Source organism: Photobacterium kishitanii, from assembly GCF_000613045.3.
Lineage (GTDB): Bacteria > Pseudomonadota > Gammaproteobacteria > Enterobacterales > Vibrionaceae > Photobacterium > Photobacterium kishitanii.
This window is the reverse complement of the sequence record NZ_LN794352.1, coordinates 1,630,225-1,654,226: the sequence shown is the minus strand read 5'-3', so window position 1 is coordinate 1,654,226 and position 24,002 is coordinate 1,630,225. Positions and strand designations below refer to the sequence as shown.

Below are 24,002 nucleotides of genomic sequence, written 5' to 3'. Positions count from 1 at the left end.
TATTAATTTATAACACCACAAACAAGCCTAGCCCCACCGCCACCAAGAGGCTTAGGATGATCAGAATGATTATCACCTCCCGCATGGATCATTAAAGCGCGTCCTTTTAAATCAGATAACTTTAATCTAGGCGCTAAAACTGGTTGTTCAACATTGCCTTTCATGTCGACATAAAGTGGAGGTAAATCACCTAGATGGTTGTCGTTTGTCCATGCATAGCCATGTTTATTCGTTTTCATCGGATCATAATGGCCACCAGCCGCACCACCTAAAACAGTTTTACCCATTTTTTCAGACGTACCACATGATGGATTAACGTGAACATGAAAACCATGTATTCCAGCAGGTAGATTTGTAAGGTGAGGTGTAAAAACAACACCATATTTTGTTTGTTCAGCTGAAATAGTGCCTACTATTTTTCCAGTATCAAGATCTGTCATTTTAACTGATAGATCAGCAGCACTCACATTGATGGAAGCTAAAAGTAATGTCGATAATAATATTTTTTTCATTATGTAACATCCTAGTTATATTTAATTCATGAATAGCTATATCATGAAACAATAATACAACCTAAGAATAAAAACACATATAGCAAATCGATTTTTCCGATTAAGCGAGCGTAAAGATAGCTTATAATTATTCTATTTAAAATAACTTATTAAATATCAATACATCAGGTATATGTCGATTTCTCAACACATACCCTTTGTCATTCGCTATTAATGATATTATCAAATTTAAAAAGTACTTAATATTTTAATTGAGCTTACTTTATTATCGAACCCTGTCGCATTGCCGTCACCGCCTTTTCGAGTATAGAAGCCACCAGTATAGTTTGTCCCCTCATAAAAACGCACAGTCCAACCGCTAGGAATATCATAAGAAGACATTCGGTTATCAAAATTATAAATACTCAAATTAGGCTCATCATGAGTAATATTTACTGATGTTCCCATTTGGTTATTACTGCTATAAATTGAGATGCCATTATTTCGGTTAGTATCAATACCGAAAGCCAGTGATGACGCAACACACTGCGCTTCTTTAGCTTTACAAAAAATACTATTTTCACCTTGAGATTTTTCACAGCGTTGTTTTACCTTATAACGCGCAATATCCTCAGTGATACCAACATCAGCAAAAACATCACGGAATGGTTGCAGAGTACAAACATAAACTCGACTACTATTACCACCATTATTGTTATTAAGATTATTTACATTTTTAAACTCAACATGTAAACCGGCTTGTGAAGCAGTACTGAAACCTAAAAGAGTGGTTAAAAAGATTATTTTTTTCATGACTACTTATCTACCGTAGTAAACAATATTACTACTACAAAGGGTTAGTGTATTTGCTGCATAATAGCAGTAATTATCACCTTTGAATATAATACACTGTACAAATATTTCAATTTGGAATAAAAAACAACCACTTTAGAGTGTTTGATCTATTTTATATAATCGCCATGATGGGTATTACTTTAAATAGCTTCATGTTTAATAAACATATATAAAATTGTTGATAGGCTGATTACAAATAAGCACGTTCAATGGTCATACAGATATAATGTGTATTCTTATGTAGCATACGACATTAAGAAAAGACCAAGCGACATGTTAAAAATAGTTTTCTATTGGCTTAAAAAATTTATTAAAGATCCATTTTCTCATTTCCTAATTGCAGGTGCGATCCTGTTTATTTGCTATTCGTTCTATCATTCAGGTCCGTCTTTAAATGAAGTGATAATCACACCATCTCAAATCACTCAACAAAAACGAGACGACACAACGTACTTTGGCAGTGCACCCTCACACGCAATGTTAAACAACGATATAAATCAGGTTATCTTGCAACGCATTCTATCTCAAGAAGCGCTAAAGCTCGGGTTAGAGAAAGGCGATCCAAATCTTAATGCAATGCTAATGCAACGATTCATTTCTTACACGACTCAAATTGCAAAAATTAATGCTGCAGATACCAAACTATTGCACAGCTATTACTTAACACATCGTCAAAACTACCGCTATCCAGATATGTATTCTCTATGCTATCACTTTCTATCATCACAAAAGGAAGCATATCCAGTTACAGCTCCAATTTCTTACCAGTGTTTAAGCAATATAACTAAAAAAGCATTACTCACTAAACTTGGTAATTCAATAATAACCACATTAAATACGATCACACCTAAAAAATGGTCAAATCCAGTAAGTACTCCGTTTGGTCCAATTACGGTTAAATTAATCCAACACAAAAAAGCAGGAATTCTGAGTTTTAAAGATGCGAAATCTCTCTTAACTAACGACTATACCAATGATGTTATAGATAAAAAAATAGCCGACGTAATAAAAGAATACCACATTCAGCTTCCAACTAACTCTGGCATTAACGTAACAACAAAGACCTTACTTAAAAATGTATAAGAACAACGTTTACACTGCCCTATGCGCGGTTATATATATAGCATTTAGTTTGATATGGAGTCCGCAAGTACAGGCACACCCCTATCAACCTGCTGTTGGATTAATCAGCCAAATAAATAACTATCAATATGAATTGACCCTCAAACTGCCTGTGGTTGCTGGAGAGCACACAAATATTACGCCAAAACTTCCCCATGGTGGAAAAATTCATCTATTAAGCTCTCAAAATAGTCTTGATGGTTTTGGTATGGATCTGCACCGTTATTTATTGGTATTTCCGCCTCAAGATACAACGCCAGATATTGAATTCCAAGGATTAAACAATATCCAGCTCCTGACTCAAGTCACCAAAAAAAATGGTCAAATAAACACATTAGAACTTTATAAGGGTCATAATAACTTACGACTAGCGGGAAAAGTCAGCACTTGGTCTACCGTGAAACTATTTGTAACGTTAGGCATAACCCATATATTAACAGGCATCGACCACCTTATGTTTGTCGCTGGCCTACTGCTCTTTACCCGTGATTTTCGTACCTTCTTAAAGGCCATCACTTGCTTTACATTGGCACACAGTATTACGTTAAGCCTGTCGGCACTCAATTTCATTCATGTACCCGAACCGCCAGTTGAAGCAGGCATCGCATTGAGTATCTTGTTTTTATGCTACGAGTTAACTCGACCTAACAATAAAGAACAACCGACATTAAGCCGACGATTCCCGTGGATAATATCGTTTTCATTTGGACTCTTGCATGGCTTAGGCTTTGCAAGCGCACTTAAAGCGGCAGGACTGCAACAAACCAGTATTCCTTTAGCACTCGCATGTTTTAATGTCGGCGTTGAAATCGGACAGCTCATCTTTCTGAGTATACTGCTGACGTTACTCAAAATTTGCTCAAAAATCACATTTTTTCAAAAGAGTATATTCCGGCAAGTACCGCTATACATCATGGGGATTATGGCTTCATTCTGGTTTATTCAGCGGGTTTACATCGTCTTTCACTAAATCTGATATGGCTAAAACGCCATTAATTAGCTCGCAATGATAGCAAATAAAGCAGGCCAATCTTAACCAACGAAAACTATTAAGAAATTGAATATATTAATATTTAAAACAACAAATCATTAATCGTAATCAAACATTTTATTTTTATCTGTGGTCAACGGCGCTATGGCTATGATAGTCATAGCACTCTAAAAATAAAATAACAGTCAATCTGCTAAGGAAGTTATATGTATATTGCAATGAACCGCTTTAAAATTCGTTTAGGCTCTGAACAAGAATTTATTGATATCTGGAAAAATCGCGAAACTTATCTCGATACTGTCCCTGGTTTCCAATCCTTTAATTTACTGCAAGGCGCATCGAATGATGAATATACATTGTTCGCATCTCATTCAGTATGGGACTCTCGCCAAGCATTTGAAGGTTGGACTCAGTCAGAACAATTCCGCAAAGCCCATGCGAATGCGCGTGGTAACAAAGAAATCTATTTAGGCGCTCCAAACTTCGAGGGTTTTGAAACCTGCCTTTAATCTCTAAAGAACTTGTAAATCAATGCCCAAATACTTTATATACAAAGTATTTGGGTTATTGTGGGTAGGGTTACTACGACTTAACGAGTAGCTTAAATTTAGCCATTAGCTAACAATGAATAATAGGAATATCGCTCCATCTTGTTAATACGTTGCGAAGCTGTTTAGATTCAAATCGCTCACCAATAAGCTTTGTCCCTTGACTGGCCAAGAACATAGTTCTACGACCAAACTTAGTATTAAGCCCGTCTAATGCCTCCATTAATCGTTCATCATGTTTAGGAGCAAAGAGATCCGCTTGTTCAAACCTCGCATCCGTTAATGATATAGCCCCCACTCCAAACTTATAGATTGGTATAAATGCACCATTAGGAAGCAATTGCGGCATGTGTTCGGCTAATAACTTTAAAAAACAGATCGTGTCATTGCTCGGGTAATCGAGTGTAATATTAATGCTTGCTGAATGTCGATATTGGTCGTAAGTACTTGTACTACAAAAATATTGGATAGTTTTAATATTTGATTGCTGCTTTCTCGCCTTTTCACACACCTCATGAATATGAAAACTGATCGCCTGCTGTAAGTCCTGAGCATTATGGATTCGGTCACGTTTTGAACGGCTAGAAAATATCTGCTGTTTAGGCTCAGGAAGTTGTCGCCAGCTCAATATCTTATCGCCATGTAATTCGCGAATAAGGGCAACCATCGGCTTACCAAAATCACGTTGTATTTTCTTTAAATCCATCTGCTTAAGTTGCAATGCTGTATTAATCCCTATGGCTTGTAGTTTAGTAGTAGACGCCTTACCCACTCCCCACAACTCACCCACAGGCATAATATCTAACACCTTATCAATCTGTTCTATATTATCTAACACGCAGATCCCTTTATAACCAGGAACCTTCTTCGCGCACCAACTCGCCACCTTAGCTAAAGTACAATTCAGACTGGCTGCAGCGCCGATAGGTAACCGCGTTTCCTTATACACTTGTCGTCGTAAATCAGTCATGAACTGAAGGGGGTCAGGAATACCAGAAATATCAGCAAAGCATTCATCAATACTATAAACATGAGAAATTGGTAAAGCACGTTCTAAGATAGTATGCATACATCGAGATAAGCCACCAAACAGATTGAAGTTAGCATCAACAACGGCGACATTATTCTGCTCAATAATGGTCTTATATTCAAAAATAGGTCCAAACTTCTTAATACCTAAATCTGTCGCTCGTCGACTGGCCGCAATAATAATTCCATCTTTACCACTTAGAACGACTACTGGCCTTTCGCGTAATTCTGGCTGATAGACAGCAGCACAACTTGCATAAAAACGTGTTCCATCAAAAATAGCGATAAGGCTCATTGCAGTAATGTCCTAAAAAGAATCACTGTTTTAGTTACTACCCCCTCCACAGAAAATGGCCGTTGAATCGGCATTGAAATGCCATACCCATCTTCTAAAGTACCTTCAGAGAAGTTTAATCGCCGACAATAGAACGTACTTTTCTGATAAACAACGGCAATATCCCCATCTTTATAATCAACATGACGTTCAATAACGTTTAACGATCCATTGGGGATACCGAGAGGCAGCATATTATTACCCACAGCCTGACTAATAAAGCTGGTTTCAGGACTGGCTATCAACAAAGAATTAAGGCTTTTACTTAAATCCGCAATATTGAGATCAGGTAACACTGATTTACCTCGGTGGAACTTAATAATTGCAATTAATACACCAAGCATCAGCATATCTTCATTCCAAACAACCTTATCTAGCGGAATTAAGCACTGCTCAGCATTAAGTTCAATCAGTATGACATCGCCTTTTTCTGGGTGAAGAGAAGCATCGACGACAGCCCAGTCGTTACGGTGTAACAAGTTATAACGATCAAACTCTGTTTTAGTGTAAATAAATGTTGATGCCGGATGATGAATAATGTCACCAAGATCGAGCGAATATTCAAGATAGGCCTTAGATTGGTTTTCAAACCCAGTAAATACTGACACGTTAACCACTGGTTGTTTATACAGGGTTTTTATAATATCACAGTAATGCAGACTCAGAAACGGTAATCATCACGCTGATGATTTCCACTTAATAAGGGGTATACAACAAGATAAACAGACGTAGCTAGGGTTATTAAAAAAGGCACAACCACCGTTTTTCATCCCCTATTCGCAGACCATAAACGGTGGTGTTACCCATTCACTTTATTAATACTTTTTGTTCCATAAACACCGAATCTCATTTCTATTTTTTGATACATCTTAACCATTCGTTTTAATACCATAATCATTAAGTGTAACGGTCCTACCACTCTATTATTTACCAACAAAAGAATATGGATTCACTTCTTGAAAGAGTCATGACCTTACGCAAAAAGCACGCAACAACCGCAACTATAAAATTGGATACCACCCACTTCGTTTTCTATATAATCATCGTTACAACAATATTTAAGCTTTATTAAAAATAGCCACCACATATATCCACCTAAACTTGTTAAATAATAGTTATATTTAAACAATCATTAACATAGACGCTATCTTATATATCTAATTTTGTGATAACTATTGAATAATTAGACTGTTAGCGTAAATTCTTCGCATAAATATTGTGTATGACACTGCAATTATTACATCCAAAGTAAATTAGCTTAAACTCGTTAAGCTGCTGATAAGGTGTGATTGACTCATTATAAACGCATCATTGGAAATCATCCTCGACTCTACAGCCTGATCACTTTCAATGATTATATAACTCAATCGTCGTTGAGCAATCGCTATGAAAGTGCATATGTTTAGTAGGTGCCTATATAAAAAAGGCCGCTATTATTAGCGACCTTTTAATATTCTGTCCAAAATTCGGATTTTTTCATCATAATGCTATAGCGGCATTATTAATCCAAGAGTTATTTTCTTTTGTTGCTAATAGTTTACCAACAATATCTCTTAATTCTATTTTCACAGTAAAAAATGGAGCAAAAGAAGATGATGATATTTTTGCACCTCTTAAACCATTCATAAATACAGTTTCTGACTTTATTATTTTGTTAGCGTCATCAAAGTACATTATATTATATGCAGACATTTATATTTCTCATTTGAAAATTAAAAAGGTTACTAATTAAATTATCACCATTATTCTCTTACCGAATAAAATCATAATATTAGTATTATTATCATGTTACTTCATTAAGCTGCCGCAGCAGGTTAAAGTAATTCATTTCGAGGTATCAATAGACAAAAAGCAAATCCTATAAGAGAGCTTTAGGTAGTTTTTTGACCTTCAGTCAATGCCTTAAAGCCTTCTGAAACAGTAGCTAGAAAGTGAACAAATACGTCAACACCACTACTGTCTTGAGTCAGAAAACCAAAACATTTCTCTTCATTAAACCATTTTACTAAACCCAGTGTTTTATTAGACATTATTTGTCCCTTATATGAAAATCCATAAATTTATCGTGAAAAATATCAATTTACTAAGAGCTGAATTATTAAACATGACTAAGAAGTTAAGGGAAACACAGAGGATGGCAACAATAACGAAGATATTCTGAGGGTTCTACTTTTACTTAATGTTTCATTAATCACTCTGAACAACAGAGTCGTTACACTAGAACACTTAAATTAGAATATGTACAGATTTATTTCATCAAACAGCAAAGATAAATCATTACATATGATTTTATGATTAATCCTTTTTTCTATGCGAAATAATATTTATTTTGATATCTATTATCTAAATTACCTGTAGAATAGCCTTGGTTTAGACAACGAACTATTAATTAAATATTTAATCGAAAAGCCTCTCAGTTTCTTTTCAATTTAAATCACCTACTCTGCGATACTTTTTTCTTCATTACTAATTTAGATTTTTGTCTTTGCACCAACCTTATAATATAACGAGATTATTATGCGTAAACCTGGAAGAAAAATCGGAAAAAAAATAAGAAAAAATGCTTTTGAAGATCGATTTGCTCTCATCGTTGAAGACTACAATAAAGCCAAAGAAACACTGGATTCTTTGATTGTAGGAACGGCTGAATACGATAAGCAAAAGAAAGAATGTAACCACCTTTTTGCGCATGCAGAGCGTTGTATAAATTCTGGAACATAACAAAAAATTAATTATTCCTTATTACCACTCCTCACAAGATTAGCTTACCTATTTATCCCCTTGTGGCATTTGAACATTAGACTGATTTTTAACTTTTTTGAGTCCCCATACCATGAAATTAATGACTTTCCGATCTGAATGTATTTGCGGCACAGCTACTATTCCAGCTCTCCTATCAACTCTAGGAGTAAAGATTCACAAAGCAGAAGTAGTAAATGATCATTCAGCCGAGGCTAAATGCCACAAATGGGAAATGGATGTTTACACGATAGAGGTACAGGATAACCACACCTTAGAAAGTTTACGTGAACTAATGGTAAGAGTGATTGAGCGGGAAGGTATGTTCTTAGATATGCATAAATGTCACCAGACATTAAATCTTGGTACATCCCCAAGCGAAAACTATCAATAGATAGAGCTATCTGTAGAAATTAAACATAATCACACCTCTTATCTGGTTAGTCTATCCACAGCCTCACCCAATAATGAAAATCCATACGTTTTACTTATTTCCCATAATCATCTTTGGGCTTTCGCAAAGGCCAGCTCAAAATGATAGCCCTGATAGCATAAAAATATTTAAGGACAATTAATGATTACCATTAACTTTCGCCTACCACACGGTAATACAGAAAACTTTGAACAAAAGTTTGTTGCTTATACAAAGGCTGGTGCTTTTCTTCAAGACGCAGATGGCGAAAACAAGGTAATAATACCAGCTTACAACGTGCTATCGGTAACTCTGAAGTTCGGCGATCTAAATACGCAACTGAAAAAAGATTTAAAGTCAGCAGAACCAACAAAGATTGAGGATTACAAAGACTCAACTAAGTTAATGGAAGCTCTCCTTAAAACTAATAAAGAAGCATAACGAACTTTAGTGATGGTGTGTAAATCTTCCATCGCTAATTTTTATAATACAGATTATTTCTATACAGACCCCACCTCATTAAACTTAAAACGCATTTCTTGCTGATTCACTATTTCTTCAATACTTGCGTCATACTATTCAATATCACCAGTAATTAATTAAAAGAAAAATACGCTATTTCGATACTATGATTAATGAAAGAATTATCCCTGTGCAAAGTGAATATCAATGTGAGCATATATAGCAATATCAAATATTAAGTTTACATTATCTATACTATGCAGCATGCTTATGTTTGATTTCTAACCTTTACTTTAATGGATCTGTTTTATCATGAGTCAAGCAATGCTAACTATTATTCTACCTTTATCTCTAGCTTGGATGATGTATTGCGTTGGCTTAACGCTAAAATTAGATGACTTTAAGCGTATTAGATCTTTTCCTCTAAAAATAACAGCAGGTCTAATAACGCAATTGATCGGCTTACCAATTATTGCCTATGGCTTTATTCACTTTTTAGAATTACCTGAACCCATAGCAATTGGTCTCTGGCTACTAGCATTAGCACCAGGAGGAGCGTCATCAAATACAATTACTTATTTAAGCGGTGGCGATACTGCATTATCAATTAGTATGACAGCACTAAGTAGCCTTATTATCCCATTTAGTCTTCCTTTAATGTCGCCATTTGTGCTTACTGATGCGCATTTAGTCATGCCAATAAAGATGGCGATACTTCAATTAGTGGTAGTGACGATCTTACCGACAACTATCGGTATGGTGATGAGAGCTTACATATCAGCAATATGGTTTAAAGACTTTATTAAAGTATCGGGAAAATCAGCATTATGGGTGTTATTTTTTACGGTATTTGTAACGTTACTTGCCAATTTATCAGTTTTTGAACAACTCTTTTCCATTGCGTCAGTCGCTGTTTTATCTTTATGTATATGTGGAGGAGCACTGGGAGCAATAGTCGCAAAGATAATCGGTGGAGATAATACGGTAATAAAAACATTTTCCATTGAAGTCGGCATTCAAAATGCGGGTACAGCAATCTTTGTCGCAGTAGTACAATTACAACGACCAGATCTTGCAGTTACACCATTGCTCTACGGTATTCTTATGAATATTCCAGCATTGATGCTAATTTATTGGCATAAATCTCATAAAGAAATAACAATTTAAGTCTCTTTTTATAGTTAAATTGCAGATACAAAAAGACCGTCACTATAGACGGTCTTTCTGTATCATATCGATATATGTACATTAATAAGACTTAACTCATTATTGGACAGAAACATATTAGCTGTCGATTTAAAGCTTTTATTACACGCTAAATCCATTCCTGCTTATCTTGGGAAATCGTAATTGTCGTTTCAATTTCACCAGTGTGAGCTGTAGATGCTGGCTCGATCATCATAAAATGAGTATCCGGCTTAGCGACAGGACAATGTTCGATACCTTTCGGAACAATATACATTTCACCTGGGTTTAAAACTATATTACCAGCTTGAAGCTTTAAAGTTAGTTGGCCTTTAAAAACAATAAATAACTCATCTTCGTTATCATGCTTGTGCCAAACTAACTCTCCGCTACCTTTAGCAATTTTTACCAGCTGACCATTTGACTCAGCAATAATTTTAGGTGTCCATTCTTCATCGAATAGCGCAAACTTTTCATTAATGTTAATTCTACTCATAAGTTACAACCTTATCGTATAGTGCCTCTGCATGCCAATACTTAGCACTAAGGAGCGCAAGCATGCGTTTACGTTCTGGTGATGGCTAAGGCTTAGCCAAGTAATGCACCGCCATCAATATCAATCACAGTCCCTGTCATATAAGAATTATTAATAAGAAGCAGATATGCCTTTGCTACGTCACTAACCTCACCTACTTTACCTACCGGCAAGCTATTTTTAGCTCGCTCATACAGGGTGTCTCTATCGTATTCATTCATACCTTGGTAAGCTTCAGTTTTTATTAAACCAGGGCTGACAGCATTAACTCGAATAGGAGCCAGTTCTTTAGCCAGTACTTTAGTGGTAGCTTCCATTGCAGCATTAATGGCTGTTTTTACATAAGTATTAGCAACGACTTTACGCGACAACATGCCAGAAGTCAGAGTGATAGATCCCCCTTTCTTGATGTAGCGCACTCCATGTTTTACTGAATTAATTGTGCCCCAGAACTTAGTATTAAAAGCGGATTGCGCTTGGGAAACGTTGACATCCACTACTTTACCGGCTGGAGCATAAGAGCCAGCTGTAACAATAAGGTGATCGAACGCACCGATATTTTCAAAGTAGTCGCACACAGATTGTGCGTTGCAGATATCCAATCCTGTTTTACGGCTCGCAACATGTACGATGGCGTTATCATGTTCTAATTGTTTAGCCAATTCGGCACCAATGCCTGATGTACCACCAATGAGCACATAAACTATTTGCTCCGTTTTCATAATTTATTGTCCTTCTCTTGTTTTGATAGGAACAGTATATTATTTTAAATAAGCTTGATAATTATGTAACATTTGAATTAATTATTTAGTTTAATTAAATAATAATATTAAAGGATAATGTATGGACAAATTTTCTGATATGACGCTGTTTGCCAGCATCATCAAAAATCAAGGATTAGCAGCGGCGGGCAGAGAATTAGGTTTATCCCCTGCCGCGGTAACAATAAGACTCCAAGCATTAGAAGAACGCTATAGGGTTAAGTTGCTCAATCGTAGTACCAGACATATTTCTTTGACTGACTCTGGAGCTATGTATTATCAAGCTTGTCTGGAAATTATCGACAGCGTCAAAGAGACGGAAAACTTGCTCCAAACAGGAACCACAGAAGTACGTGGAGTACTAAAAATCTCTGCACCTCGAGATATTGGTAAACAATATATCTCGCCGATATTGTCGGAGTTTAGTGAATTATATCCTGATGTGATCCCTTACCTATACTTGAACGATAATTTGTCCAACTTGGCAGAATCTGGGCTGGATGTTGTAATTCGTTACGGAGAATTAGCAGACAGCAACCTTATTTCTCGTAAGCTTGCTTCTAGTAGACGTGTTTTATGTGCATCTCCTCAATACCTTGCTAAGAAAGGCACTCCGATTACACCGCAAGATTTAGCCGAACATAATTGTTTAGCTATGGTGCGCAGTAACGAAGAGCTGAAAACATGGCACTTTCAAGACGAAGAATTTCAAAACGTGATTACTGTGGTACCAAAGCGCTTTTCAGATGATGGTGAAGTAATTCGGCAGTGGGCTCTAGATGGCGCAGGCATTGCGTTAAAATCAATCCTTGATGTTCAAGAAGACATTAAACAACAGCGATTAATCACTGTACTCAATGGCTACATGAAAAACTTCAACGCCCTCACTTCTTCTGCTGGTGCCGACTTGAACGTGATTTACCTAAGTCGCCAATATCAACCTAAGAGACTTCGATTATTTCTTGATTTCTTAATTAAACGTTTTACTGAAATATTAAGGTAACGCGAATATTTACCCTAAGTTCAGCAAAATTTTAATATAAATATTCAATGCTAACTATTATCTTATAGAGAAGACGACACATATTAGCAAGTGTCGTCTTACTAATGGTCCACCACATATTTTTTCTACGCTAGGCTAGCTATCATAAAACATAAATTTAGAGAGCCTAATATTCTTCTCCCCAAAGTAATGCTAATTTTAGCTTTTACGTATTAATAATAACTTAAAATATTCATTTTTATTATTTTATAAAACTTAACTTATCTTTAAATTAGATTGAATATAAATCAAGAGCCTTATACTTTATATTAAAAAAATAAAACAAATTCATTCGGTACTTATATGTTTTCTGAACATAATGATATATTTTCAAAATTAAAAAAAGAAAACTCTCATTTTTATAAATTATTTATTCAATATAATGTGTTAGATAGAGCTATTTTAAAGCTTGAAAATAACTTTAATGATATCTTAGAGTTAAAACAAATACAATTAGATCTAAAATATAAGATGTTTTCTATTATTAAAGACGAAGAAGAGTATAATTCACAAAAACATGAAAAGCCTTTGTCCATGGTAAATACTTGTAGTGATTGGAATAATATTGAGCAAGATGATTTTGCTAATTAGTGATATAACGCTTCCCTATTACTCTGCTATTCACCAACAGAATAATAGGGATTTGCTTATTTAAAGAGACATCCTTTTTACGCTAAAAGAATACAATATCCACATACACAGATAATTATATCGCCAGCCTCATTTTCTAAACACTCATCACCATCACAACAAGATTTAGGATTTATTAAAAAGAATCTACACATACTGCCACCTAAAGTTGTAAAAACAATATCATACGTAATTGACAATTCACATGATAAAGATATTGCGCATTCAAATATGTGATGCTTATTAGACTATGAGAATGTTATCTCTAATTATTCGCATTACTGTTATGTGTATACAGCCATTATATGAGTAGCAGTACTGGAGGGTGCGCTAAAGCGTCAATTTCGTGATTGAAGTCACACATCAAAGATGTTTGGAGTGCGCATTGCTATCCTTAACTACAAAACGTAAGCTCTGGTGTGGTTGAATTATAAGTAAATAGTAGTTGTTAGCTTTTTTTGTGCAGCACAAAAACTCCATCATTAAGTAGTCGAGGATTCCCATGTGAATATATAACCCTCATAAGTGATCATTTAACATCAGTTTATAAATCAGACACTTGCTCTCATGGTAAATAAAATTAACAAGATAATGATTTCTTAAATATTTCACTATTAGATGGTTTTGAGTAGTAGAAACCTTGGCAAAAATCAACACCAAGATCTTTTATTCTATTTAATTCATCTTCTGTTTCAACACCTTCGACAACAATTAATAAATTCATTGAATTACCAAGTTTAACCATCATATCTAACATATTACTATTTGATACAGCATATTCGCTGGAAACAAATGCTCTATCTATTTTCATTACATCAAAAGGAAGTTCTTGTATTGTTAATAGATTTGAATAGCCAGTACCAAAATCATCAATTGATAATAGTACACCGTGTTTTTTGAGTTTAAGCATAACCTTTCTTATATCATCTAACTGTTTAAATCGATTATCACTTTCTGTTAGCTCTATAATAATATGATTTTTAACATTGGGCGTTGTTTCAATAAAATTTATGACCTTATCAACAAATAGACAATCTAAAATCATAGCAACAGTAAAATTAAAGCTTAAAAGGTAATCTTGATTATTACTACAATTGAGATCTTTAAATGCTTGTTCGATTAAGCGAAAAGTTACTATATTTATATTATCTGAGCTCTCTAATTTCTGAATGAAATAATTAGGAGTAAGAATTTCACCTTTATGGTTCCATCGACATAATACTTCCGCGCCAATAAATTTCTTTGTCGAAAAAGAATAAATATTTTGATAGTAAGGAATAAATTCATTATTGCGGACACCTTTATTAATTAAGCGAGACATAGAATTATCAATACTAAAATAATTAGATAATAGGTGGTGAATTTTTATTATTATACAAAAAGATATTATGATATTAAATAATGTTAACACTAAAAGGTTAATCTTATTTATACCACTTGATATTATGATATTCAAATGATCGATAATCTTATCTGTTCTAAATAAATCAAGACGGGGATTTTCATGATCATTATATACTTTAAATCTAGTTAATGAATTATGAATATTTTTAATAAATAGGTCTTTATAGTAATTTACTTTATAAAATCCAGTTCCAAATTTAAAAATATAAGAAAAGTATTTATCATCATCATTTGATAAAAGATAAGAATTATGTTCTTTATTGATTATTTCTTTCAATTTATCATCGATAGGTTGGTAAATACTTTTCTTTCTATCTGAAAATATATATTTGTTATTATCTATATATGATATAGACATTATTACTGGTTTTAATAAAACTATTTTTTTTAACTTATTATATATATCAACATCACCGTGTGCGTGCTCAATATCTAATTGGACTTTATCTATTTTATTATTGAGTAAAGATGATATATTATTTATTTGATTTGACTCTACTACTTTTATCGTAACAAAAGTCATTAAGAATGAAAGTAAGATGGTACTTACGCATAGATAACACTTTGCATTAATTTTAAAATTCATTATTTTATATTCATATTTTGTATATATTTGTGTAAGCATTAGCACATATAAATTATTATTGCTTTTTGGTTATATTTAGTCAATACCTCGATTGTTCTTCAATTAAAATGAAAGCAACTATATCAAAGTAACATAAGTTAATAATTATGGGATAATAAAAGTACTCTCCCCTACCTATCCAGGGCTAATTCGTTAAAAAATAGTTAGTTAGGCTCTTCTTTGAGCACAAATAGAGTCTTAATATTTTCTTAAGTTTTAAGTTTCTATTCACCAAAAAATATTAAAAGACAACGCTATTATTATACCTCACCACGTATGCAATAACTTGAGTATAATTTCATTACATACATCGTTCAAAAGATAACATTAAGTAAAACCGCTAATATATAACATAGGTGCATCATATATAATTTATTATTATATTGAATAATGATGGTCTACATCTACAAATAACGTCTTATGTATCAACACGCCAATCGTAATACAAATATTTATCGTCTTTATAATTATAAGATTTTTCAATCTCATTAATATTTAATAAAATCAACTTTCTCGTATCTAAAATATTGTTAAAATACTAACTATGTTGTATTAAAAATCCCAACATAGAGTATATTCATTAGTAATCTCTGAATATTAATGGTTATTTTTTGAAAAAAGGTAATTAATCTACTAAAGATGCTGTATATATATCGAACTAACAACATTTATGAAAAAAACACACTATCTCGATACTATCGATGAACTTAACATATAAAATGGCAGAATCCTGATTCAATGCTTTAGTAACACATATTTTTACTCGACTAAAAAACCCCAAAGAACAAAAACAGACAGAAAAACTAGCCTAAATCATAAGAAAGCCGCTTCTATTAGCGGCTTTTTAACATCATGTCTACGTACTTCGTGACAACTTCAGTAGATGTGACAGATCTGCTACTAGGATTAAATTCTATGAATTTTACTACTTATAAGTACTGAATCTCATAAATTTGAGTGTTAATAATCAAGGCTAGTGCACTAAAAGATGGTGTAAAAACTGTTTTATCAATGCACTTTCAGTGATCATTTGGGGGAATCTAAGAACTCCAACAGTAACAATCTGGATACTACTCTTCGAGGCTATATCTTAAAGAAAATTGAATCCATTTTCTTTGAGATACAAGTGACTAATTACGAGTAAATAATAAATCAATCAATTGAGTAATTATTCCTTGGATTATTTTCATCAAAATAAGACACATGGTCATGATAATTAACAACATAATGACCCCACACAACAAACACGATAACGAGAATGATTTCAAATTTTTAATATTTAATACTTTATTTGTAATAGCTGTCTGAATCATACAATTAAAACTCCCTCCTTAGAATAGACATTACTGACTTCCCTACAATAGAAAATAATTTATCTTTTTAATTTTACTCCAATAAATAAGTTAATTAGTAAAAACATCCACGAATGATCTTAAATATCCCCCCTATCATGCGGGTTAAATTCGAGCATAACATACCAATAAAGAATAAAAAACAAACAAAATAATACTCTTAGGAGCTGTTTTTAGAATAGAATCGAATTCAATGTTTTTTGAGGAGCTAAATATCAACGATGACTAACAATAAGTTATTCGCTATAGGAATGATATTGAAACGAGAAAATGTAGAAATATTAACCCCCCACTTTGCTTAATAGCAATTAATAATAACAGTTTATTAGGAGTAGTTAGAATTCACGAAAATAGATTGAAAATAAGATGATTCAGTATCTAGTCCAATCGGGCTAATGTGTATATCCGTCATTCTATTCAATGCATAGAAATCAGGTTTTTGAGCAGGTGTTGCCCCTAATAACAAAGCAATGGCTACTAATTCTGGTGGAAAAAAAACTTGAATTTGAAGACTATCTTTATGCATAACTGAAATAGGGCATTTAAAAAACGCACCTAGTGGTAAGCTATTGAAATAATTAACTACAGCTGTTGAAATTTGAATCTCTGTATTGAGAGCCTCACTTGGCGTATTTATATAATCAATATTTAAAACATTCCACGTCATATCTAACACCCATCTTATTCAGTCAGAACTTACTCAATAACTATAGATATCAATATAAGATTCGTTAGTTTTTTATCTGATACAAAAAGCTGTCATTTTAGCAAGGTTGATTTAGGCTCGAATTCTGACCGCTAAACTTTTTATATCTTGTAATATATGTTTCAGAGTCAGAATACCGCGAAAAACGCATTATTAGTTGGTTAAAAGCTTTGACTATTATCAATAAAAAGAAGAAAGTCGTCATTCTTGAAGCCAAGACTATTTGTGGCCTACCCGCTTTAACCTACAAAGTTGAAGTACAAGGCATTAATGCATTTATTGAAAGTTGAAATTTATCAGTGAACAAATTCGTCAAGCGCGATTAACTAATCGACACTAATCCATAAAATAGAAACGTGATAATATTTTAACCACACTTAAAATACTGGTATTACTAATTGGTCAGGTTATGAGAATACCATAAACAATAACACCAACGTCCGGCTATAAATCTTTTATAAAAGAGCTTTTCACATCCTTGTAAATCCATTTAACCGTATTACGAAAGCAAACTTAAACCCACGGTTCGAAAAGCTTATTTACACTACTTCAAATGCATAATGATTCAATACATATTTACACTTTATTTTCCATTAAATGCGATCGGTATCACACTTGCTGTTTTATTTAAATGAAATACACCACTTTTAAGTATTTCTCAATCGCAACCATTATGGTTGAAATGTATAACTTAGAAAGTTCAAATGACTCAAGAAGAATACCATCTACACGGAATAATTCGCTTATCTATAAAACCTCATTAAAATGGTATAAAAAACCACCGCGCCTTTCGGTACAGTGGTTCTGGTGTGGCTTCCAATCATGTAATTGATACGTACTAACAGTATTTTTGATTACTTAACATCATTAAGATATTGCCAATACTTATTATTAATAAAGGTGATTAATGATCCCCTTTACTATATCCATCCCTCAAAGATGATGGCTCATTTGATTTTTTTAACTTTAAATCAATAGCTTCTTTAATTTCATCCGCTGCATATTTATCCATAGAAAACATTTCTTCTGTGTTTCTACCCGGGATTTTCCCGAATTCATCACTAGGAATAAAATATCCATAAGAAGCATTGGCTAACCCAACAAATAATTTATATTTGCCGTCCATTTCATGCTTAATCGGTAGTCCTAATCGTGATAATGCTTCACCAGGGAAGGTTAATAAGCTGACATTTTTACCGATATGTGCATATTTCAAATCAACAGAAACTTGATTTTTATCATCCAAATTAATATCCAATACGCCATTTTGTTGCAGCTGAAGCATAGCGGTATTCGTTACAGCATGGTTGAATGAAATCGTTGATACATCGAGTGATCCACTCACTTTTTTCTTTTCTTTCTCTGATTCAAGGATTGCATTCGCGGCTAAATTTCCGATTTCCTCTGCTTTTTCAAACGTTCTATCTGAAGTATTAAATTGAGCGTCACCCAAAATACCATTGACAAATATTGTCATTCCCCCTCTATTGCGTTCAATATTTGTTCTTAAACTATCAATATAATCACTACTATATTGCATATTGTTACCATCTAATATGGTGGGATGTGCACTTAAGTTAACTAGCGTGGCAATAGGTTGATTTGTTTTCCTATTATTGAAAAAAAGTGTAGTAACACTATCATCGACAACATCCCAACCTCTGCGATTAGAGACAGGTACACGAGTTTGTGCTGCAAATGTTTTTACAACTTTAGCAGTAGATTGCGCTTGGATGATAGATCTAGCTGCCATATCAACAATTCGGTTGCGATATTCTTTATCAACACCGCCCCATATTCCTTGGTAATCAAGCCCTGCGTGAGTATGTGTGGCAACAATGACCAAATTTCGAGCATCTAATCTATCTGTCAGTTCGTTTACGCGTTGCCTAATATCGTGAATGATGGAATCGCCAATACCCGTAGTATCAAAAACTAACATAGATAATTGCGTCTTCTTACTTGCCATATAAAGCGCACGTACAGATAAATAATCATGCGTTTCTGTCACACCACAGCGAGGATTAGTTAATGGCAAACCGTACCCTCCCATGCAACTATCAGAAAGTTCTGACGAGGTAGGTGTTATATTTTCTTTCCATACGCCGACTTTTATCGCAGCGAAAGAAAGTTGTGGTGTCAAAAGAAAAATAAAGATAATGCAAAATGTTTTCATCGACTTTTCTCGTTATTGATAGAAAGGAGCAAGCATTTAATTTTAAAACAGGAAAGAAAAAAACCTATTTGTAAACCTATATACGATATGACTGTAATAGCTATAAATGCATTTATAATTGCTTTACGTATCTTATATTCTTTTATATTAAATATAAGAGAATATGTTCATGGTAAAACGAAGATATATAGACCTGTATATGCTGAATTTTATTTTTATCATTTACAAATTAAGTAAATAACATATTATTATCGTGATCTACTTCAAGTTAAATAACTATAATCACCTTATGTATTTACCTTGATTTTATAAATACAGCGAAACAATATTATTGCACCGCTTGGTAATGCCATATCTGCAATGGTTCATCAACCACATCGGCATCATCAGGACTATCCAATATTGCTGCTAGTTCATCAAGTGTTTCATTACCTGTAATTCCAATCGTCATAGATTAACTTCTCCGATTGTAGGCGTATCGCTGTCTGTGCGGATAAAGGCTTTAAACAAACCCCTTATACCTAAAGACAGGCATAAAAAAACACATCCCTTTCGGATGCGGCTTTAGATAATGGAATCAGACTATATTAGATTCAGATAGAATCAAGACGACAGCTACACTGTAAAAATGGGAGAGATTCTGCTAGTTATATCCACTTCCATGTGGGTTTTAGTCCTTATCTACACGTCATGTTTCATATCTCAAGTATATTTATACACTATATTTATTAGAGTAAATATTCTTATTTTCAATGTAACATGCAAAATTAAACCTCTATAGAATCAATTTGTTTTTGAAGATTCAACCGCATATTTTGCTTAGCCAGCCCCACTTCGACACTGACTTTTTCCATTTCAGTTAGAATCTTACCTATTTCTGCTTGTACCTTAATTGGTATCATACTTCAATCTCATTAACGGACGACAGCAATCATTCTTCTGCTACTTGGGTCTCGAAACTATCAATGTTACGTTATAACGGCTTAGTCTTTACCTACCATCATTTGATTAGTCGATTGCTCTAAAATAATGTCTCATGTATTAAATAAACTCATGATCTAAATAACATGTTAATACATAAGCCTAATATCAACGAAACAATTAAAGTGTTTTTTAATTGATTAATGCGAATTAATTTTAAGGAAAGTATGTCAAAAATTCAAAATAGAGGTCTGAATGACAGCATTTTATAATATGCAATAGTTTAATTTATAAATTCCATTTTTAAAATAAAGATCTAATCATAAATAAATTTAGTATCTTCAACATAACCTTCAAATAAACAAAATAAAAAACATTATTAATCTAGAAAAATAACCACAGATATATAGCAATATTTTGCACATAATTGTATACATTTAGCGCATTTAATCCAAAATAATCCGATACACTATAAAAACAAGTACAGAAAGGTAGTCTTGATGGACTAATTGACAGTTATTTAATATCAAATTTATTTAAACTAACGTATAAAAAATCATCGTTATTTTGATAATTATAATTAAGTTTCATAATAAAGTATTAAAACACCCTATATGACTATTTAGATACAACTTGTCACCCTTTTGAATTCCACTTTTATATTCAGTTATAGATTCAATAAACTGAATGACGTTTTTAGGTGTATATAATGAAAAAAGTCTATATATTAGGCTGCATACAAGCGGTATTAGCTTCTAATGTTCATGCAACTCAAACAGAATCTATCGTAGATGAAAGTCACAAAAAACCGCATTCACATACAGCTTTTAGTCAATCTGAACAAGGAGACTATGCTAAGCTGACTCGCTCAGAAGATAATAAACTTTACTTTGTTAGTAAAAGAAAGCATGAATCTAACTTATCAGGAGAGCTGGAAGGTTATGTTAGTTTTGCTCAATCACACACCATTGCCCCTAATGACAATTCAGAAAACGAATTGCCTCATCTTGTATCAAAACGTAAAACATTATTGATGATAACATTTCCAACGTTATACCAAACTGATGCGATTATTTCTGCGACAGTTATGGATAACAATGGTCAAGTAGTTGGAGAACTAGATCTTCAACCGCCATCTTTATTACCAAAATCAGATCGACCTAGTAACTTAGATGCTAGTCATCCTGACGTTATATATGCTGAAAATACTTGGTCAGCAGTTATACCATGGGATATGGTTACCCCCAGTATGACAATACAATTCAAAGACAATAAAGATATAACTGGTGTATTAAATAACATCGAAGTTGGTGCTGAAAACGAGATCGTCATTCAAAACATTCGTATTGGCATGCTTACAGAACCCCCTCGCATTGATAAATTCGAGGAAAACCCTTTACTTGCAATTGACTACTTCCAGAAACTGCCAATTTCTAGTATGAAAGTAGGCAACTACTCTCCACTTTATCTAGAAGAAGTTGTTCTTCCCAACGGTACTAAATATACAGAAAATAGCGCTGTAAAAGGTAGTGTCTATTCTGGTGATATGCGTGAAAACATTGCTAAATCCCTAATTTCTATGGGTATAGATAATGCAAACTTTGGTATCAACGACACTGCGGGTTCAGCACAGTGGCAACCTCAGTACTTCAATCAGTATGTAGTTCACAAGGTTGCTGGTCGTTACACTAATGGGATCGTAACACATGGCCTTAGCGGTGGTAATGGCATGGCTACTCTTCTAAATACCACTGGTAACGAATTTAGTCACGAGTTAGGTCATGCTTACGGAATGGGACACTATCCTGGTGGCGGTCTTCAATCAACTCACAACGATAACTCTGGTTGGGGTTGGGATTCGTCCAATAACCGATTCATTGCAAACTTCTTCTGGAATCTGTCAGGTATTACTGAAATTCAAGGAGAAATAACTCAACCATTCAATGAATTATACAGATTCAATACCGATGCAATGGCCGGCGGAGTCTCCAGTTCACCTATTTCAGCGTACACTCATCACACAGGGTATACCACTAAACGTATACAGCAAAATTTTGAAAAAACTGGAATCCTTACAACCGAAGGTTATAAAAAATGGAATGCTGCAACACAAAAAATGGAAGCTAACAACATTGGTAGCATTCCTGAAGTATATGGTACAGATGTTGTTACTCTTGTTGGCTATTATGATCCACAAATGGAAATGTCTAGCTACATCTATCCTGCTTTATACGGTAGTTTCGGCCATACTTTCGAACAAAATTCACCAACAGCCATTCAATGCTGGGTTAACGTAGAGCTATCAAATGGTAACGTTAAGCGATTTCCATTAAGTGGTCAGCGTTTGAATCCAAATGAAATGAACAAATTCCACGTCAACGTAACTCGTAGCGATGCCCCAACATCAGCAAGTGTGTCCTGTCCAGAACATAACCCGCTAAATGATTACCATGACTGGCTACTTAATAAATTTGAAGTGACCTCGTTCCAATCATGGTCTGGTTCACGACATGGTAATATTGGCGATGTATATGAATATCACCGACCAGGTGGGGACACAGAATATTTTCGTCTAAATTCATCTACATATTGGTACTTCCCTAGTACAGGTGACAGTAATGGTCACTGGGAATACTTAGGATCCCAAAATCAACTTAACCAAGAGTTTGTTATCTCATTAAACGAGATACTATTCGAAGAAGCAAAGGCCATCGAATTAAATAAACGTGTAATTACTGCACCAAGCGTAGAACCTCAACCTGCACTCTTCATTGGTGAGGAATACGGCTATGACCAAGTTCGCGCTATAGCAGCAGATAAAGCACTAACTTTTGACGAAATCGACTCTCTATTAAAATCTAAAGATTTTGGTAGTATTAACGAGTTTCTATCATTCATTGCACCTCACTACAATCAAAGCCATGTAGAGCGCTGGAATGGAAAAAGAACAGGTGAAATTGGTGATTTATACTACTATCCTAATCCATATACAGGTAAGCAGGAGTTCTTTATTCTAAAAACTAAAGAATATGGCTACTTCCCAACAAATCAATCTTCTAACCATCAATGGAAATACCTAGGTCTTGCAGATATCTACTTGAACGAAACTCTATCTCCATTTGATATTAACCTCAAGAAGACACTAAAAGAAAACCTTGCAAGAAAAGTTAACAATGGAAAAGGTATTCTTTATTGGAATCAGCGATTTATTTTTCCTGATATCGGTCTAGTATATAAATATGACAACCCGTACAATGGTGATCAAGAATACTTTAGACAAGTTCGTTCTAAAAATGGCTGGTATTTCCCTACATCTAAAGGTTCTAACAATCAATGGGTATATCTGGGCGATGAAAAACAATTCCAACATCGTAAAGATAAGTTAGCGACTTTTGACGGCTTTGAAGCAGACATCTTGAACTGGTACAAGCAAAATACGATGGCTCAATGGGGTGACAAAGCAGAAGTTGGCACCATCTTCGAATACAAATTCCACGATGGCGATATCTACTACTTTAGATTAAATCAGCCGTCATACAGTTACTTCCCATGGCCAGAAAATGGCATCGGTTATAGTCGTGGCTCTTGGGAATATATGGGGAAATTTGATTTATAATAAACCTATCTCTGTCTAAAATTCGTTGCCTTGTTTTATGAAGCCAGCAGCTTTTGCTGCTGGCTT

The 24,002-nt window shown here is 34.0% G+C and carries 22 protein-coding genes and 1 pseudogene; 10 read left to right on the top strand and 13 right to left on the bottom strand.

What is annotated here, in order from left to right; all coding sequences use genetic code 11:
* Window positions 1-2: 2 nt before the first annotated feature.
* A complete protein-coding gene (locus PPBDW_RS07830; RefSeq protein ID WP_107174214.1) occupies window positions 3-512 on the bottom strand; it encodes a superoxide dismutase family protein in 510 nt (169 codons plus the stop codon).
* Between the two features lie 228 nt (window positions 513-740).
* Window positions 741-1,304 carry a beta/gamma crystallin-related protein gene (locus PPBDW_RS07825; protein ID WP_036794575.1) on the bottom strand — a complete coding sequence of 188 codons (564 nt, stop codon included), beginning with the start codon at window positions 1,302-1,304 and terminating at the stop codon, window positions 741-743.
* A 315-nt stretch (window positions 1,305-1,619) separates the two neighbouring features.
* Here PPBDW_RS07825 and PPBDW_RS07820 point away from each other — a divergent pair, with 315 nt between their 5' ends.
* From PPBDW_RS07820 to hmuQ, 3 genes are all read left to right on the top strand, one after another.
* Window positions 1,620-2,429: a peptidylprolyl isomerase gene (locus tag PPBDW_RS07820; RefSeq protein WP_036794573.1), complete on the top strand. Its 810-nt coding sequence runs from the start codon at window positions 1,620-1,622 to the stop codon at window positions 2,427-2,429.
* Window positions 2,430-2,478: 49 nt separating this feature from the next.
* A complete protein-coding gene (locus PPBDW_RS07815) occupies window positions 2,479-3,438 on the top strand; it encodes a HupE/UreJ family protein (protein WP_243423004.1) in 960 nt (319 codons plus the stop codon).
* A gap of 227 nt (window positions 3,439-3,665) precedes the next feature.
* Complete coding sequence (gene hmuQ / locus PPBDW_RS07810; protein WP_036794569.1) at window positions 3,666-3,968, top strand: heme-degrading protein HmuQ; 303 nt, start codon at window positions 3,666-3,668, stop codon at window positions 3,966-3,968.
* Window positions 3,969-4,077: 109 nt separating this feature from the next.
* On the opposite strand, the gene PPBDW_RS07805 is transcribed toward hmuQ, so the two are convergent.
* The 4 genes and pseudogenes from PPBDW_RS07805 to PPBDW_RS07790 all read right to left on the bottom strand — a co-directional run.
* Window positions 4,078-5,331, bottom strand: coding sequence for a Y-family DNA polymerase (locus PPBDW_RS07805; RefSeq protein WP_036794567.1), 1,254 nt, complete (start codon window positions 5,329-5,331; stop codon window positions 4,078-4,080).
* Window positions 5,328-5,978, bottom strand: a complete 651-nt coding sequence (locus tag PPBDW_RS07800; protein WP_036794565.1) for a S24 family peptidase — start codon at window positions 5,976-5,978, stop codon at window positions 5,328-5,330. Before PPBDW_RS07800 ends, PPBDW_RS07805 begins: the two co-directional genes overlap by 4 nt.
* An 871-nt stretch (window positions 5,979-6,849) precedes the next feature.
* Complete coding sequence (locus PPBDW_RS07795) at window positions 6,850-7,062, bottom strand: hypothetical protein (RefSeq protein ID WP_036794563.1); 213 nt, start codon at window positions 7,060-7,062, stop codon at window positions 6,850-6,852.
* A 182-nt stretch (window positions 7,063-7,244) separates the two neighbouring features.
* Window positions 7,245-7,400: pseudogene (locus PPBDW_RS07790) on the bottom strand (cold shock domain-containing protein); the annotation flags it as partial.
* Between the two features lie 487 nt (window positions 7,401-7,887).
* Here PPBDW_RS07790 and PPBDW_RS07785 point away from each other — a divergent pair.
* The 4 genes from PPBDW_RS07785 (at window position 7,888) to PPBDW_RS07770 (ending at window position 10,150) form a co-directional block, all read left to right on the top strand.
* A complete protein-coding gene (locus tag PPBDW_RS07785) occupies window positions 7,888-8,091 on the top strand; it encodes a hypothetical protein (RefSeq protein ID WP_036794561.1) in 204 nt (67 codons plus the stop codon).
* Between the two features lie 121 nt (window positions 8,092-8,212).
* A complete protein-coding gene (locus tag PPBDW_RS07780; RefSeq protein WP_230850385.1) occupies window positions 8,213-8,503 on the top strand; it encodes a hypothetical protein in 291 nt (96 codons plus the stop codon).
* A gap of 180 nt (window positions 8,504-8,683) precedes the next feature.
* A complete protein-coding gene (locus PPBDW_RS07775) occupies window positions 8,684-8,962 on the top strand; it encodes a hypothetical protein (RefSeq protein WP_036794557.1) in 279 nt (92 codons plus the stop codon).
* A 333-nt stretch (window positions 8,963-9,295) separates the two neighbouring features.
* Window positions 9,296-10,150, top strand: coding sequence for a bile acid:sodium symporter family protein (locus PPBDW_RS07770; protein WP_036794556.1), 855 nt, complete (start codon window positions 9,296-9,298; stop codon window positions 10,148-10,150).
* Window positions 10,151-10,298: 148 nt separating this feature from the next.
* Here PPBDW_RS07770 and PPBDW_RS07765 read toward each other — a convergent pair whose 3' ends face one another.
* Both PPBDW_RS07765 and PPBDW_RS07760 read right to left on the bottom strand, forming a co-directional pair.
* Window positions 10,299-10,664: a cupin domain-containing protein gene (locus tag PPBDW_RS07765; RefSeq protein ID WP_036794555.1), complete on the bottom strand. Its 366-nt coding sequence runs from the start codon at window positions 10,662-10,664 to the stop codon at window positions 10,299-10,301.
* 92 nt (window positions 10,665-10,756) lie between these two features.
* Complete coding sequence (locus PPBDW_RS07760; protein WP_036794554.1) at window positions 10,757-11,425, bottom strand: SDR family oxidoreductase; 669 nt, start codon at window positions 11,423-11,425, stop codon at window positions 10,757-10,759.
* Window positions 11,426-11,546: 121 nt separating this feature from the next.
* On the opposite strand from PPBDW_RS07760, the gene PPBDW_RS07755 reads away from it, so the two are divergent.
* Together PPBDW_RS07755 and PPBDW_RS07750 are read left to right on the top strand one after the other, a co-directional pair.
* Window positions 11,547-12,467 (top strand): LysR family transcriptional regulator, encoded by a 921-nt coding sequence (locus tag PPBDW_RS07755; RefSeq protein ID WP_036794553.1) that lies wholly within the window; start codon window positions 11,547-11,549, stop codon window positions 12,465-12,467.
* 342 nt (window positions 12,468-12,809) lie between these two features.
* Window positions 12,810-13,097, top strand: a complete 288-nt coding sequence (locus tag PPBDW_RS07750; protein WP_036794551.1) for an HP1242/YdcH family protein — start codon at window positions 12,810-12,812, stop codon at window positions 13,095-13,097.
* Between the two features lie 619 nt (window positions 13,098-13,716).
* On the opposite strand, the gene PPBDW_RS07745 is transcribed toward PPBDW_RS07750, so the two are convergent.
* The 5 genes from PPBDW_RS07745 to PPBDW_RS22865 form a co-directional block, all read right to left on the bottom strand.
* Complete coding sequence (locus PPBDW_RS07745; protein WP_036794549.1) at window positions 13,717-15,126, bottom strand: EAL domain-containing protein; 1,410 nt, start codon at window positions 15,124-15,126, stop codon at window positions 13,717-13,719.
* Between the two features lie 1,716 nt (window positions 15,127-16,842).
* Window positions 16,843-17,184, bottom strand: a complete 342-nt coding sequence (locus PPBDW_RS07740; RefSeq protein WP_036794545.1) for a hypothetical protein — start codon at window positions 17,182-17,184, stop codon at window positions 16,843-16,845.
* A 943-nt stretch (window positions 17,185-18,127) separates the two neighbouring features.
* Window positions 18,128-19,399, bottom strand: a complete 1,272-nt coding sequence (locus tag PPBDW_RS07735; RefSeq protein ID WP_036794543.1) for a hypothetical protein — start codon at window positions 19,397-19,399, stop codon at window positions 18,128-18,130.
* 328 nt (window positions 19,400-19,727) lie between these two features.
* The gene (locus tag PPBDW_RS22870; protein WP_268801515.1) at window positions 19,728-19,850 is read right to left on the bottom strand and encodes a hypothetical protein; all 123 of its coding nucleotides are present in this window, start codon (window positions 19,848-19,850) and stop codon (window positions 19,728-19,730) included.
* Between the two features lie 316 nt (window positions 19,851-20,166).
* Window positions 20,167-20,301: a hypothetical protein gene (locus PPBDW_RS22865; RefSeq protein WP_269059478.1), complete on the bottom strand. Its 135-nt coding sequence runs from the start codon at window positions 20,299-20,301 to the stop codon at window positions 20,167-20,169.
* A 1,016-nt stretch (window positions 20,302-21,317) separates the two neighbouring features.
* Here PPBDW_RS22865 and PPBDW_RS07730 point away from each other — a divergent pair.
* Window positions 21,318-23,936, top strand: coding sequence for a M66 family metalloprotease (locus PPBDW_RS07730; RefSeq protein ID WP_181950642.1), 2,619 nt, complete (start codon window positions 21,318-21,320; stop codon window positions 23,934-23,936).
* The last annotated feature ends 66 nt before the right edge of the window (window positions 23,937-24,002 follow it).